Raw genomic sequence first — 14,168 nt, forward strand, 5'->3', positions numbered from 1 at the left:
GCTTGATAACCCGCTGAACCTTCTTGATACCGTTTAACAACGGCCAGTTTGAATTGCTTTGTGTATTTACTCATGAAAACACCCCAAAAGTTAGGACGGGTGTCCAACTTTTGGGGTGCAGTTCATTGAGCGGGTTTTTAATTTTTTACAGATTTTATCCTGTTGTAATTCATGAAAAAATAAACCTTCTTTTTTAATATTGATCAAATTCTCATCATTCTGTATGGGCGATTTAGCACGTACGTCACTGTACATTTCTCGTATCAGGACTTGTTTTCCTTATTTTTGTATCGTTAATGAATTTTCTGTTGGGATTTACGCAAAACCGTCCCAGTTGCATGATGTCACGCAGTACTATTCCTACTATCTTTGTCGCTGTGTTTTGCTGGAATCATGTTGCGTCAGTCCTTATTGTTTTTTTTTGAATTAAAAAAGTTCACTCTCATGTTTTCTTGCACGATGTCTACACCAACAGAATCAAACATAAATGTTAGCAATTCGTCTCTATTTATTTGCTAGTTTTATTTACTAGTCGTATTTTTTAGCGTTTTTTCGATGAATAAAACCGCCTTGCTTAGTGTTTAGCGAGGGGTTAGACTGATTCTAAAATCATATTTATTTGAGTAAAGGAAAAATTCGATGAGACGCTACTCCAATGCTGCTAAGTCGGTATGTGTCCTCAGCGTCTTTTTGTTGTTATTTGGCTATGTCGCCGTTGATGTCTGCCAGGCGCAAGAATTGTGTAAGAAACTCATTGCGACAGGCAATCCTGAATACCCGCCTTTTTTGTGGCGTGACGCACAAGATGAAAATCATCTCGCCGGTGCGAATGCAGATTTAATGCAGGCCATATCCAAAGAGATCGGTGTTCCGATCGAAGTGAAATATGTAGGGCCGTGGGCCAGAGTACAGGAAGAGGCGCGCTTGGGGCGTGTTGATTTGATCGCTGGTGCTTTCTATACCCCGCCACGGCTTGATTACATGGATTATTTTTATCCGGCATTTCGTGAGACCCGTACTGCGATCTGGACAAAAAAAAATAGCAAACTCATTTTCCGGAAATGGAGTGATTTACGAGGAAAAAATGGCATTACTGTCATCAATAACAGTTTTGGTGAAGATTTTGATCGATATGCAAAGGAGTCGCTCAAGATCGTTACCGTGTCGAGCCTCGAACAAGCATTGGTGATGTTAAATTTATCACGCGCCGAGTATCTTATTTACGAAGAAGATCCGGGTCTGGCTTATGTTGCCAAGATGAACATGAGCGATCTAAAAACGATGTCTACGGCTGTTGCCAACGAAAATCTATACCTGACGATGTCTTACAGGTCACCCTGCAATACACCGGAAATGCGGGGACGCATTTCTAAAGCGCTGCACCTATTCGGAAAGCAAGATCTGATGGATAAATTTGTTAAATCCAATATTCAATTGTGGCGTAAGCAGCAATCGAAGTAGATGTTTTCTAGTTTGGGGCCAATTTTGAGGAAACTTTCATTAAGGCAGATATCCATATTAGGTGTCGCATTAGGCATTCTCTTGCCAGCGATTGTGTTCGGCTACTTTGTGACACTGTCGAGGTACGAAAGAGAATTACAACTGCGTGTCCGCGGGCCGATGGTGCAGAATGCCGATATGCTGGCGCGGGCGATGGCGGTTCCGCTCTGGAACGTCGATAAAGAGGTTACGAAGCAATTTGTTCAGGCAGTGATGCGAAATCGCGAGGTTGTCAGTGTCGTGGTCACTGATGAGTCTGGAAACACTTTTGTACGCAGTGATAAAGTACGCAAAACCAATGCCAGCGTGCTCACCGAAAAGCGCCCGATTCGTCTTGACGATAAGATCATTGGCGAGGTGAAATTGGAATTGACGACCGAATATGTCGATCGCGATTTGCTTGATGACCTCTATAAACTCGCGGTTGGTCTTGTCCTTCAAGTCATTTTATCTTTTATTCTTATCTGGTTTTTGTTTGACCGTCGCATTGTTCGTCCGATTCAATTACTGCAATCTGCAACTACCCGACTTGCTAGTGGCAAACTGGATGAACCACTTGTTTGGCAACGTCATGATGAAATCGGAAACCTCGCGCATGGACTCAACCAGATGCGTCTCAATCTTGGCGAACTTATTTCTCAGCGGGATCAACAAAATATTCTACTGCAGCAGGAACTTAAAGAACGCTTAAGGGTAGAGCAAGCACTACGTGATACCGAAGAAAAATTTATCGCTATTTTTCAGGCTTCTCCTGTTGCAATGAGCGTTTTACGCAAAACCAGTCAGTATCAGATCGTTGATGTCAATGATGCCTGGGTGCGGCAATTTGCATGGTCAGCAGAGGTGATACTGCGTAATCTCGATATTCAGGAAAATTTGTGGCGTAACGCTGACGATTTCGTTCAAATCTTGCGGCTGCTCGAAAGAGATGGGGAGTTACAATCATTTGAAGCCTGGCTCCGTTGTGGAACGACCGATAAGACCCTGCTGTGTCAGATATCCGGTCGTCTCATCAGTATCGGTGATGAACCATTACTGATTTTGGTGCAAGAAGATATTACTGAAAAGCGTCAGAACGAAAAAGACATTCTGAATATGAATCTGACACTCGAGCGACGCGTGTCAGAACGCACTCACGAACTGGAAGAGGCCAATAGCGAACTGACCGTGGTACTTGAAAATCTTCAGCGCGCTCAACAAGAATTATTACGGACAGAGAAAATGGCGGCACTGGGTTCATTGGTCGCTGGTGTTGCGCACGAACTCAATACTCCTATTGGCACCAGTGTGACCGTTGCCAGCACCTTGCAGCAGCAAACAGATGAGATTTTGATTCAATTTGCGCAAGGTCTACGTAAATCGGCGTTAGAAGAATATTTCAAAAATGCCAAAATCGGCACCGATTTATTGTTACGTAATCTGAGTAAAGCATCTGAACTGGTGACCAGCTTTAAACAGGTGGCAGTTGACCGGACGAGCGCTAATCGGCGGATGTTTGCCCTCAATGAGATGATCAACGAACTCGTGACAACGCTTGGTCCCATGATACGCAAAACCAAGCACGAAGTGATTGCGCTGATCCCTGAAAAAATGATGATGGATAGTTATCCTGGTGCCATGGGGCAAGTGGCGACAAATCTAATTAACAATGCATTTATTCATGCATTTGATGCCGATAGCCGCGGCACCGTGACGATTACGGCGCGCTTTCTTGATGTCGATACGATTGTAATGAAAGTTGGTGATAACGGCAGGGGTATTCTTCCCGCGAATCTTAGCCGGATTTTTGACCCGTTTTTCACGACCCGCCTTGGACAGGGAGGTAGTGGTTTAGGCCTCAACATTGTGTATAACCTCGTAAAAGAAGTCCTTGGTGGCGATATTTCGGTCGACAGTGTTGTTGGTAAAGGGACGACATTTACCATCATCCTCCCCCGTTCCGCAAAAAAGGCAGAGAACAAGTCGCCTCTACTCAATACATGACAATTTAGTAATAATCTGGCTGGCGTCGATGTGTGCCCGTTCCTCCTCATGCTAGCATTCTTTGTGCATGTTCTGATAAAGTTGCAGTATGAGTAAATTATCCTTAGATCGTATCCTGCAATCGCAGGGCTTTGGTTCACGCAAATATTGCCGTGAACTGGTATCCGACGGCGAGGTCAGCATTGCTGGCGAGGTCGTTGATGACTATAAACTATCAATTGAAACTGACGGATTAACCTTCCATATTTTTGAGGAAGACTGGGAATACCGCGAGCACGTTTATATTGTGCTTAATAAACCAGCAAATTTTGAATGCTCGCGTAAGCCGAGTCATCACCCAGGTGTGCTGACCTTGTTGCCTGAGCAATTCAGCTGGCGTGACGTGCAGCCAGTTGGACGACTTGATCATGACACCACAGGGATGTTACTGATGTCAGACGATGGCCCGTTTATTCACGCGCAATCGTCACCTAAGCGGCATATTCCTAAGGTCTATCAAGCAACCACAGCAGAACCGGTGAGCTCTGAGCTAGTCAACGCTTTGCTGACAGGGGTACAGTTACATGACGAGCCCGCACCCTTAGCAGCGCAATGGTGTCGTCAACTCGATACGAACCAGATAGAAATCGTGCTGGAACAGGGGAAATACCATCAGGTAAAGCGTATGCTGGCGGCAGCAGGAAATCATTGTGCGGCATTGCAACGCACAGCCATTGGCCAGTTGACGTTGGAATCGTTGGGTCTGAAAGAGGGCGAGTGGTCTTACCTCAGTGCTGAGCAAATAGCTTTGCTGGTGCCTTCCGAGATATGAAGTAGCGAAGTTTGCTGTAAATCACTGTGAAGGATTGCGGTACTTGTCATTCGTATCAACAAATGAGTTTCTGAAAAATCGTGACATGTGTTGACATGTTTTTTCAATAAAGTTGGAGAATGTTTGTATGCCAGTGATTGTCGTCGCAAATCCTAAGGGTGGCGTAGGTAAGAGTACCTTTGCCACTAACCTTGCCGGTTACTTCGCCGCACAGGGGCACAAGGTCATGCTTGGTGATATTGATGCCCAGCAGTCTTCCCGCACTTGGTTGTCACTGCGGCCAGCGAGCTTTTCGCCCATCTCTGCATGGGACATCGATGCCAGTGCCATTGCTAAACCACCAAAAGGAACGACCCATGTCGTGCTCGACACGCCCGCAGGTCTCAAAGGAAGTAAACTCGATGCCGTCTTAAAACTGGCGGATAAAGTGGTGATTCCATTACAGCCTTCTATCTTTGATATTTTAGCAACGGAAGAATTTTTAAAAAAACTGGCTAAGCGTGAGCAACACTGTGCAGTCGGGATTTTAGGTATGCGCGTCAACGCCCGTAGTCGCGCAGCAGATCAACTTACACATTACGTAGAGCAACTCGGCTTACCTGTACTTGGCTATGTGCGGGATACTCAGAATTACGTTCAACTGGCAGCGCACGGTGCCACGCTATGGGATGTTGCCCCCTCCAGGGTAGAAAAAGACTTATTACAGTGGGAAGAAATTCTCACCTGGATCAATAAGTAAACCATCTCAAGCGCTGGCGCTGGTATCTCAGATTGAATGAGCAAATGACTCAATATACTTGCGCCGGGTCAAATAAATAATCCCCCGCCTTCACGATATCTCCCTATAATGCCGACTCGCTCTGAAAGGGAGCGAATTTCTCTTTTGATATCAAAGACTTACGGTATGCATTTAACTATTTTTGAAACTCCGCTCATCAACACGCTGGCGCGTTGGTTATCCGTCTCTCTCTTACGTCTACTTGGTTGGCGGATTGAGGGTAACGCCCCTACCGAAGAAAAGTACGTACTGATTGCGGCGCCTCATACGAGTAACTGGGATTTTCCCTATACGTTAATGGTGTGTTTTGCTTTACGTTTGCGCGTGTACTGGATGGGGAAAGCGAGTTTATTTCCGCCTGTGTTTGGCGCCGTCATGCATTGGTTAGGCGGTATCGCTGTTGATCGTAGCCGCTCAGGTAATCTGGTTCAAAGTACCATCGACGCATTTCATGCTAACCAGCGACTGACAGTCATTGTCCCGCCTGAGGGGACGCGCGGCAAAGTGACGCATTGGAAAACCGGATTTTATTATATTGCTCTGGGTGCAGGCGTGCCGATTGCGCTGGGCTATTTGGATTTTTCGCGTAAGGCGGCAGGTATCGGCAAAATGTTTATGCCGACAGGTGATCTCGCTGCTGACATGGAAGAAATTAGACGTTTCTACAGCAGCGTTCATGGTAAAAATCCGCAGCAGTTTGATACCTCAACCATTCAGACTAAATAATCCATCGCTGGTTAATTCACTTGAGCCAATAAGAATGCCTTGCTTCTATCTATCTATCTATCTATCTATCTATCTATCATAAAGGCAAGGCATTTTTTTTGATCCAGATAACAGGATGCTTAACGAGTCGCATCTGTTATCGCGTTGTTGGTACTGGCAGTGTGGCTCTTGTTCTTGTCAAATGGGCGCATAAATACTGTGGAAAGAGGATACAAAATCAATTTTTGCGTCAGTAGTTCACAATATGGATGGGCTGCAACAACAACAATGATTGCGCTACACAAGAGCGATAATGATAAGCGTGCTGCTGGTTGCATATGCAGGATGGTAGCTAGAATACCTGTTGCTTGAAGTACGATTAACGCCATGCCATGCCACAGAAAGACATACATCGACTGCTTGCCAATACGCGCCAGTCTCAGATCCTGACGACTCAGCACATACAGCATCGCGATTCCCACTACACTGGAGATGCCATATTGCAATAGTTGATAAAGCGTTCCTGTTAAATTGGCCATGCCAAGGCGGTGTAAAGAAAAACTGCCATAAAGCCATCGGTAATCAAATAACGGCGGTAAAAAAAATGTTACGCTGAGCGCCGCTGCGATAATGGCGACCGCAATGATGGTGAGCCGCCCATCTTTTTTAGTCGATGAGAACAACCTCGGCCCCATGACCGATCCTAACAAAAAATAGGGGAAAAAAATCAAGGTACGAGAGCTACTCAACAAATAGCCCGTATGCTCAGAATACGTCGTCAGCAAAGAGAGAGCCAGAGCCACGACGACTGGAAAACGCATTGTTACAAATAATGGCAACATGAGACGCCAGCAGAGCAGGCTCATCAGATACCACAACATCCAGTAAGGCGCGATCAACCCCGCATAGACACTGAGTTTTCCGATTAAAACATATTCTGTACATTCGTAGATGAGTTCAAATCCCACCAACGGTACGACGATATTTTTTATGAGTTGTCCGGCTTGTTTATTATCCAGTGTGACTTTAGAAAAAATACCAGATACGAGGGCAAACATCGGCATGTGGAATGCATAGATAAAAATCCAGATCGGGCGCAAGAATGCGTCATTAGCGATGCGTAACTCGATAAAATGTCCGAAGACGACTAAAAATATGAGTACGCCTTTGATGTTATCTAAGGAGGAATTCCGGATGAGGGATGGGGCTGGAGGATGCATTGCAGAATACGGCTAGCGAATAAAAAAACAGCACATGATAAGCTAAAGCACGGTTCACATCGCATTCTGTTTGTAACGAAGTCAGTCGCGGACAAACTGATGACTGCAAATACGCCTTTCCCCCCTTACTAAGAGCAGTCGATGTCATGACTGATTCATAATCATCCTTCATTCTATGGTTGGTGAGGGGCGAGTGCTTCTCTTGTATTCTTGGTAATCTCGAGAAAATCAAGCGCATTGATGCGGGCATTGGTGGTTTCAACAAGCTGTCGAGGTTTTCTAAAATACTAAAGGGGAAATTTCGTTTTGTTGGGATGATTTTTGTATCAGTCCTGATGATATCGAGTATTTCCATGGGGAAATTATTTTTGAGTTACAATGTTGGATTTGATTAATTGTTCAATTTGTATCTATGCCGAATGATCAAAACAAAAATGCGTTACTGAGCGCAAATTTAGATTTTGAGACAGTGAAGTTCACGCCAGTCAACTCTGCGCCTGTGGATTTTTTTGATCTTGAATCTGATTCTCACACCCGTTCTGACTTACTTGAAGCCTTTCTTCCATCGTCATCGCTTACCGGCGAGGAATCGGTAGTCGCCGAGGCAGAGTCTATTTCTGTATTGAAAGAGGCTGAGATACCTTTGGATGTGATTGCAGCACCTGTGACAGTGAGCTCGGCGGTCGTTGATCATTCTGGGATTGCTCCGAGGGAATCAAACAAGGTAAGCACAAGAAAAAACGGTCAAAAAACAGATAATTTTGCACTCTATGCTGCATTGGTCGCGTTGTGTGGATTTGTGATCGTCTTTGGGGTTATCTTTCATGTCGGTGGGATCCGTGATAATACTAATACGCCAAGTTATCTGACTTTGCCTGAGCAAGTGAGTAATTTTGAGGGGCAAGTTATCCGCATCAAGGTGACTGTGCAAGTGGATCGTAAGGACCGAGACTGGCTTTCAGATAACAAGATAAAGTTGATGGCATTGTTTCCCATCGTTCTCACCAGAATCAATCCTGACGATTTACATTCTGAAAAAGGGTTTGATGCCGTGCGCGAAAAACTACGCGCTGAGTTAAACCAAGAGATGAGAACAGATAAAATCCAATCGGTTCTGATGGATGAGTTACTCACGCAGACCCGTGAGTAATGGATATCAGTCTTTATGTGGAGATGTTCGCTGCCAGTCAGTTAGCTAGCGAAATGCAGTGAAAAATTTCAGCTAAAAATCTCATGGAAAAATATCACTGAGAAATTTCGATGAGAAATCTCACTGAGCAGACCATCAAAGTTCGCGCACGTAGCGAAGTAACTTATCTAGCGCATAAACGATCGTTTGTTCACGAACTGCACGACGATCTCCGCCAAAGACTCGTCGTTCGGTATGCGTGACGCCGCCGACAGTCCAACCAAAGCAAACGGTACCAACCGGTTTACCAGGCACAGCGCCAGTTGGGCCAGCAATCCCCGTGGTTGATAAAGAAACGTTGGCTTCAGAATGCGCAATCGCACTTTCCGCCATCGCGGCAGCGATTTCTTCACTGACTGCGCCGTGTTGCGCTATCAATGCCGCAGCAATATCAAGTAATTCCGTCTTGGAAGAGTTCGAATAGCTGACAAAGCCACAATCAAACCATTCTGACGATCCTGGGACTTCGGTAACTGCATAGGCAACACCGCCACCTGTGCAAGACTCCGCAACGGCGAGCAGAAGTTTTTTGGACTTGAGTACTTCACCGATCTGGGCTGCGAGTTCAGTTGCATTCTGCATGATGTATCTCCTGTCATTGTTGTTTGAAGGTCGAACTTACTTTACCACCATGTGTCTTGCATTTGAAGTCTTACACAAAATAATCTTATTCCTACACAGGCTTTCTGACAATCTCACAGATGTCGCCACAGAGAAAAAGTGAGCAAGGTAAAAAAAGCAGCGACGATGTCGTCAAACATGACTCCAAAACCACCCTTAAAACGCTGGTCAAAATAACGTATTGGCGGGGGTTTTACCATGTCAAAAAAACGAAAGACAAGAAAAGCCCAGCATTGAGTTGTGATGCTGCCTGGCATGAGCAAAAGGAGTACCAACCAGAAAGCAATAATCTCATCCCACACCATACTCCCATGATCGGGGGCGCCAAGGTTTTTGCCTGTAATATGGCAAGCCCAGACGCCCACAATGAAGCCAATACCGATAATCCAGACCCAGTGAATTGGTGTAAAAAATTCCGGCCAGCGCTGAGTGAACACCGCAAACATTAACCATCCAAGTAAGGTGCCACTAGTGCCTGGCATCATCCGCGATAGACCGCTGCCAAACCCTTGCGCAAGAATATGTGCGGGATGGCTCAACATAAAACGGGCTGAGGGGGTACGAATGACCGGTATTGAATGAGGCGTAGGAGTCGTCATGGGGTGTTGAAATGGTCAAATGATTGGAGTGACAGGTTGACGTGGTTTCCTAAACCGTCGAGAAAACGTAAGCCTGGGTCGGTATCAATACGCCCCACGCGGGTAATTACCGTGTTCGCTGATGCCGCCGCAGCGATCACATCCGCCCGCCTGTCACTGGGCGCGGTGAAACAGAGTTCGTAATCGTCCCCACCAGCGAGGGTGAACTGTCTGCGTAACGCTATTGGAAATTGTTGGAGTACAGGACCCGCCGGCAGCTCATCGATAGCTAACGTAGCACCGACGTGCGACCGCTCCAGAATATGCCCCAGATCTCCTACTAAACCGTCAGAAATATCTAACGCTGCATGGGCAATGCCCCGTAACGCCATTCCCAGCGCGACGCGCGGTGTCGGTAAATGCATGCGTTTGGCTGCGCGTGCATGATCATCAGGACTCAATTCCAGTTCACGCCAGTAACCAGCCAGAGCCAGACGCGCATCGCCAAGTGTACCGGAAATCCAGATGTCATCGCCGACTTTGGCTGCATCTCTGCGTAATGCTGTCGCCAGCGGCTGTTCACCGAAAATAGTGATGCAGATATTCAAGGGACCTTTGGTGGTGTCGCCGCCGATTAATCGGCAATGATGCTGGTCTGCCAGCGAGAAAAGTCCCTGAGAGAACTTCTCTAACCATACCGGATCTGCTTCTGGAAGTGCGAATGCAAGGGTAAAACCAATCGGTTTAGCCCCCATGGCCGCCAGATCAGACAGGTTGACTGCAAGACACTTATGACCTAACGTGAGCGGATCAACATCAGGAAAAAAATGTCGACCAGAGACCAGCATGTCGCTAGAAACCGCCATCTGCATCCCTGGCGTCACATTCAGCAACGCGCAATCGTCACCGATGCCAAGCGCTAAATGTTCATCAGGAAGATTATGTTGCGCAAAGTAGCGCTTAATTAAGTCGAATTCGGAGAGCATGCAGGCATTGTACTCATGGCTGTCGTTGTGTCTAGACGCAGCTGCTGATTCAATCGAAAAAAGTGATGTCTGTTTCAAGTATCACGTAAAGCCGTTGTCATCGTGACGTGCTTAAATAGAGGGGATTGAGATTCTTGATGGTTGGTGAGCAATTGGCTTTACTGTGCTTGATGCATGGAGGTCATAGGTGACTGGCGTTCAAATTACTTGTTAATTTATTTTCATTTTGACAATCCTATGTATATTCTTATGCACTAAAAGCATAGAAACCGTACAAATACGTATAAAGTTAGAAGATTCACTCTGATAGAATCACAAACCAACGTCAGTTTTCTGTAAGCAAAATATATAAAAGGCCTATTACATGGATTCGTCAGCAGATCAAAAAGAGCAAATACGTCAACAATTGCGCCAGGCAGCACTCGAATATCACGAGTTCCCAATCCCGGGCAAGATTAGTGTCACACCGACAAAACAACTGACGAATCAACGTGATCTGGCACTAGCGTATTCTCCTGGTGTGGCTGCTCCTTGCGAAGAAATCGTTGCTGATCCTGCTGCTGCGTTTAAATACACAGCGCGCGGTAACTTGGTGGGCGTGATCACCAACGGTACCGCAGTATTGGGATTGGGCAACATTGGCCCACTGGCTTCCAAGCCTGTGATGGAAGGTAAGGGCGTCTTGTTTAAGAAGTTTGCCGGTATTGATGTGTTCGATATTGAGATTAACGAGCCGGATCCAGATAAGCTAGTCGATATCATCGCCTCGCTGGAGCCAACCTTCGGCGGCATTAATCTGGAAGACATTAAAGCGCCGGAATGTTTCTACATCGAGCGCAAATTGCGTGAGCGCATGCGTATTCCGGTCTTCCATGATGATCAGCATGGCACAGCGATTATCGTTGGTGCGGCGATCATGAATGGTCTGAAGGTTGTTGGTAAAGACATCAAAACAGCAAAAATGGTCGTTTCTGGTGCTGGCGCTGCTGCGTTGGCCTGCTTGGATCTGATCGTTGACCTTGGCTTCCCAATTGAAAACATTTTTGTGACAGATCTAGCTGGCGTGGTCTACAAAGGCCGGGCTGAATTGATGGATCCGGACAAAGAGCGTTTCGCACAAGAAACATCCGCACGGTCATTGCGTGAAGTGATTCCAGGTGCCGATATTTTCCTGGGCTTGTCTGCTGCGGGTGTTCTCAAGCAAGACATGGTTGCACAGATGGCGGATCGTCCTTTGATTCTGGCATTAGCAAACCCGACACCAGAAATTCTGCCAGAAGAAGTGAAAGCAGTTCGTGATGATGCGGTCATGGCGACAGGACGTTCTGATTTCCCGAACCAGGTCAATAACGTGTTGTGCTTCCCATACATTTTCCGTGGCGCGCTCGATTGTGGTGCAACAACCATTACACGTGAGATGGAAATCGCCGTTGTTCATGCGATTGCTGAATTGGCACAAGCAGAACAATCCGACGTTGTTGCTTCGGCCTATGGCATCAGCAACCTGTCCTTTGGTCCTGAATACCTGATTCCAAAACCATTTGATCCACGTCTGATGATCAAAATCGCACCAGCTGTTGCAAAAGCGGCTGAAGAGTGCGGTGTTGCAGCGCGTCCGATCAAAGACATGCAAGCCTATGTAGAAAAACTGCAGCAGTTTGTGTACCACAGTGGCACATTCATGAAGCCATTGTTTCAGATTGCTAAAAAAGCACCAATGGAGCGTAAGCGTATTGTCTTTGCTGAAGGTGAAGAAGAACGTGTATTGCGTGCGGTACAAGTTATCGTTGACGAAAAATTAGCAGCACCAATTCTGGTTGGTCGTCCACACATTCTGGAACAACGCGTCGAAAAATTTGGTCTGCGTATTCGTCCAGGCGTTGACTTTCAGGTCATTAATCCTGAATTCGATCCACGCTATCGTGAATACTGGCAAGCCTATTACGAGATGACATGCCGTAAAGGCGTCACCGAGCAATACGCTAAGCTGGAAATGCGTCGTCGCCATTCACTGATTGGCGCGATGATGATTCATAAAGGTGATGCAGACGGTATGATTTGCGGTACGTTCGGTACAACCGGCTTGCATCTGAATTACATTAATCAGGTGCTGGGTAAACGCGAAGGCGTTAATGTCTACGCCGCGATGAACGGCTTAGTATTGCCTGATCGCCAGTTGGTATTGGTCGATACACACGTCAATGAAAACCCAACAGCAGAACAGATCGCTGAGATCACGATTCTGGCTGCAGAAGAAATGCGTCGTTTTGGTTTGTTGCCAAAAGCTGCGCTGCTGTCTCACTCCAACTTTGGTTCGAGCAACAGCGAATCCGCACAAAAAATGCGTGCTGCTTTAGCGATCATCCAGCGCGACGCGCCAGATTTGGAAGTCGACGGTGAAATGCACGGCGATACCGCCCTGGATTCCGCTTACCGTAAAAAAATGATGCCAAATTCCAATCTGAAAGGCGATGCGAATTTGTTGGTGATGCCAAATATCGATTCGGCGAATATTGCGTATAACTTGCTCAAGACTACTGCTGGTAATAATGTGGCAATTGGACCGATCTTGCTGGGTTGCGCAAAACCAGTTCATATACTGACGCCATCAGCAACAGTTCGTCGTATCGTTAATATGACAGCATTGTGCGTTGTTGATGTGGTAGCGCAGCGTTAAGCTGAATCAGTAATAAAAAAGCCGGAGTTGCTGATGCACTCCGGCTTTTCCTTTTTGAAAACGCTTCTTTTTTACTTCGCGCGGCGGAAGGTTAGGTTAATACGTTGTGCGCCGATGACCGGATGTGGCTGATCTTTGATCGTCTGAATGCCGTGAAATAACAATCGGGCAGGTCCGCCCCATACTAATACGTCACCATGTTGTAAGTCGATGCGACTGAGTTTGTCGCTGCGTTGTAGTCCGCCAAAGACAAATGTCGCCGACATTCCCAATGAGACCGAAACGATTGGTTGGGAAAAATCAGTTTCGTCTTTGTCCTGATGGAGAGACATCTTAATGCCAGGTAAGTAACGATTGATCAGACAGCTATCTGCTTCAAAATCGTTATAACCACTTAGCGCTGCCGCTGCGGTCGCGAGTCGTTGAAATTCTTCTGGCATTGCTGGCCATGCTTGTTCTTTGATCGGATCAAGATCGGTGTAGCGATAACCACGCGCATCTGAAATCCAACCATATTGTCCGCAGCTGGTATTGTGCACGCCGATAGTGCGTCCACCTGGAGTCAGCATTTGACGCAGAGGCGATGCTTCCTTAATTTTTTCTAATTCAGCTAAAAGGGGGGCTTCTTTACTTAATGCATAACGATGTAAAAGTACTGCGCCCGGGAACAGGGTTTCGGTTCTGGGCACATGGGGCTCGTCGTCAAAAAGTGAGTAATTTGTTGAAGTAGGTGTCATATCGTCAGAATCAGAATTGCCTCATTCGCATAGTAGTGGAAGCTGGGAAATGCCGCTGGAAGGGGCGAGATTCTGTAGCGCGGGAATTCCCTCTTGTGATCATGCAATATAAATCATTTTCAAATTTCTCTTGCCTAATTGAGGTGTACTTTGCTATAGTTCGCCTCCCGCTAAAACGGGAAGTAAGAAGAAAGCAGCAGCCAGGAACTCCGGCAGTTTAAAATGGTAAGAATGACGCGAAAGCGACAAAGCGAACCAGAAAGAACAGCAAAAGCGGTCAGGGAGTTGACAGGGTTAATAAATTGCTGCATAATCTCGCTTCTCTGCTGCAAACGAACACAACGCTTCGTTGCTAAATCAGGTAAATAAAAGCCTTGGTTTGA

13 protein-coding genes are annotated in these 14,168 nt (G+C 46.4%); 7 read left to right on the forward strand and 6 right to left on the reverse strand.

Annotated elements, in window-relative coordinates:
- Nucleotides 1–639 precede the first annotated feature (639 nt).
- The 5 genes from ACO0KV_RS17900 (at nt 640) to ACO0KV_RS17920 (ending at nt 5,798) form a co-directional block, all read left to right on the forward strand.
- Entirely contained in the window at nt 640–1,461 is an 822-nt protein-coding gene (locus ACO0KV_RS17900; protein ID WP_423044448.1) for a transporter substrate-binding domain-containing protein, read from the forward strand.
- 24 nt (nt 1,462–1,485) lie between these two features.
- Nucleotides 1,486–3,483, forward strand: a complete 1,998-nt coding sequence (locus ACO0KV_RS17905; protein ID WP_423044450.1) for an ATP-binding protein — start codon at nt 1,486–1,488, stop codon at nt 3,481–3,483.
- Between the two features lie 88 nt (nt 3,484–3,571).
- Nucleotides 3,572–4,294, forward strand: coding sequence for a pseudouridine synthase (locus ACO0KV_RS17910; RefSeq protein ID WP_423044452.1), 723 nt, complete (start codon nt 3,572–3,574; stop codon nt 4,292–4,294).
- Nucleotides 4,295–4,421: 127 nt separating this feature from the next.
- Entirely contained in the window at nt 4,422–5,033 is a 612-nt protein-coding gene (locus ACO0KV_RS17915) for an AAA family ATPase (RefSeq protein ID WP_423044454.1), read from the forward strand.
- A gap of 165 nt (nt 5,034–5,198) precedes the next feature.
- Nucleotides 5,199–5,798 (forward strand): lysophospholipid acyltransferase family protein, encoded by a 600-nt coding sequence (locus ACO0KV_RS17920; RefSeq protein ID WP_423044455.1) that lies wholly within the window; start codon nt 5,199–5,201, stop codon nt 5,796–5,798.
- A 119-nt stretch (nt 5,799–5,917) separates the two neighbouring features.
- On the opposite strand, the gene ACO0KV_RS17925 is transcribed toward ACO0KV_RS17920, so the two are convergent.
- Complete coding sequence (locus ACO0KV_RS17925) at nt 5,918–6,997, reverse strand: acyltransferase family protein (RefSeq protein ID WP_423044457.1); 1,080 nt, start codon at nt 6,995–6,997, stop codon at nt 5,918–5,920.
- Between the two features lie 412 nt (nt 6,998–7,409).
- On the opposite strand from ACO0KV_RS17925, the gene ACO0KV_RS17930 reads away from it, so the two are divergent.
- Nucleotides 7,410–8,147, forward strand: a complete 738-nt coding sequence (locus ACO0KV_RS17930) for a flagellar basal body-associated FliL family protein (RefSeq protein WP_423044459.1) — start codon at nt 7,410–7,412, stop codon at nt 8,145–8,147.
- Nucleotides 8,148–8,282: 135 nt separating this feature from the next.
- Here ACO0KV_RS17930 and ACO0KV_RS17935 read toward each other — a convergent pair whose 3' ends face one another.
- The 3 genes from ACO0KV_RS17935 to thiL all read right to left on the reverse strand — a co-directional run bounded on the left by ACO0KV_RS17935 (nt 8,283) and on the right by thiL (nt 10,371).
- Nucleotides 8,283–8,768, reverse strand: a complete 486-nt coding sequence (locus ACO0KV_RS17935) for a CinA family protein (RefSeq protein WP_423044461.1) — start codon at nt 8,766–8,768, stop codon at nt 8,283–8,285.
- A 113-nt stretch (nt 8,769–8,881) separates the two neighbouring features.
- Entirely contained in the window at nt 8,882–9,406 is a 525-nt protein-coding gene (locus ACO0KV_RS17940; protein ID WP_423044463.1) for a phosphatidylglycerophosphatase A, read from the reverse strand.
- Nucleotides 9,403–10,371: a thiamine-phosphate kinase gene (gene thiL, locus ACO0KV_RS17945; protein ID WP_423044465.1), complete on the reverse strand. Its 969-nt coding sequence runs from the start codon at nt 10,369–10,371 to the stop codon at nt 9,403–9,405. The genes ACO0KV_RS17940 and thiL overlap by 4 nt, the downstream gene beginning before the upstream one ends.
- Nucleotides 10,372–10,735: 364 nt before the next feature.
- On the opposite strand from thiL, the gene ACO0KV_RS17950 reads away from it, so the two are divergent.
- The gene (locus ACO0KV_RS17950; RefSeq protein ID WP_423044467.1) at nt 10,736–13,048 is read left to right on the forward strand and encodes an NADP-dependent malic enzyme; all 2,313 of its coding nucleotides are present in this window, start codon (nt 10,736–10,738) and stop codon (nt 13,046–13,048) included.
- A 71-nt stretch (nt 13,049–13,119) separates the two neighbouring features.
- Here ACO0KV_RS17950 and alkB read toward each other — a convergent pair whose 3' ends face one another.
- Together alkB and ACO0KV_RS17960 are read right to left on the reverse strand one after the other, a co-directional pair.
- A complete protein-coding gene (gene alkB / locus ACO0KV_RS17955) occupies nt 13,120–13,785 on the reverse strand; it encodes a DNA oxidative demethylase AlkB (protein ID WP_423044469.1) in 666 nt (221 codons plus the stop codon).
- A 170-nt stretch (nt 13,786–13,955) separates the two neighbouring features.
- Nucleotides 13,956–14,168, reverse strand: a 213-nt coding sequence (locus tag ACO0KV_RS17960) for a hypothetical protein (RefSeq protein ID WP_423044471.1), incomplete at its 5' end; no start/stop codon positions are given.

Origin of the sequence: Undibacterium sp. RuRC25W (assembly GCF_049339825.1) — a bacterium.
Lineage (GTDB): Bacteria > Pseudomonadota > Gammaproteobacteria > Burkholderiales > Burkholderiaceae_D > Undibacterium.

Bases quoted from the DNA above. Each gene is read 5' to 3' on its own strand.
- ACO0KV_RS17930 (WP_423044459.1), top strand. From the start codon at position 7,410: ATGCCGAATGATCAAAACAAAAATGCGTTACTGAGCGCAAATTTAGAT.
- ACO0KV_RS17940 (WP_423044463.1), bottom strand. From the start codon at position 9,406: ATGACGACTCCTACGCCTCATTCAATACCGGTCATTCGTACCCCCTCA.
- ACO0KV_RS17910 (WP_423044452.1), top strand. From the start codon at position 3,572: ATGAGTAAATTATCCTTAGATCGTATCCTGCAATCGCAGGGCTTTGGT.
- ACO0KV_RS17925 (WP_423044457.1), bottom strand. From the start codon at position 6,997: ATGCATCCTCCAGCCCCATCCCTCATCCGGAATTCCTCCTTAGATAAC.
- ACO0KV_RS17950 (WP_423044467.1), top strand. From the start codon at position 10,736: ATGGATTCGTCAGCAGATCAAAAAGAGCAAATACGTCAACAATTGCGC.
- ACO0KV_RS17920 (WP_423044455.1), top strand. From the start codon at position 5,199: ATGCATTTAACTATTTTTGAAACTCCGCTCATCAACACGCTGGCGCGT.
- ACO0KV_RS17900 (WP_423044448.1), top strand. From the start codon at position 640: ATGAGACGCTACTCCAATGCTGCTAAGTCGGTATGTGTCCTCAGCGTC.
- thiL (WP_423044465.1), bottom strand. From the start codon at position 10,371: ATGCTCTCCGAATTCGACTTAATTAAGCGCTACTTTGCGCAACATAAT.
- ACO0KV_RS17935 (WP_423044461.1), bottom strand. From the start codon at position 8,768: ATGCAGAATGCAACTGAACTCGCAGCCCAGATCGGTGAAGTACTCAAG.
- alkB (WP_423044469.1), bottom strand. From the start codon at position 13,785: ATGACACCTACTTCAACAAATTACTCACTTTTTGACGACGAGCCCCAT.
- ACO0KV_RS17915 (WP_423044454.1), top strand. From the start codon at position 4,422: ATGCCAGTGATTGTCGTCGCAAATCCTAAGGGTGGCGTAGGTAAGAGT.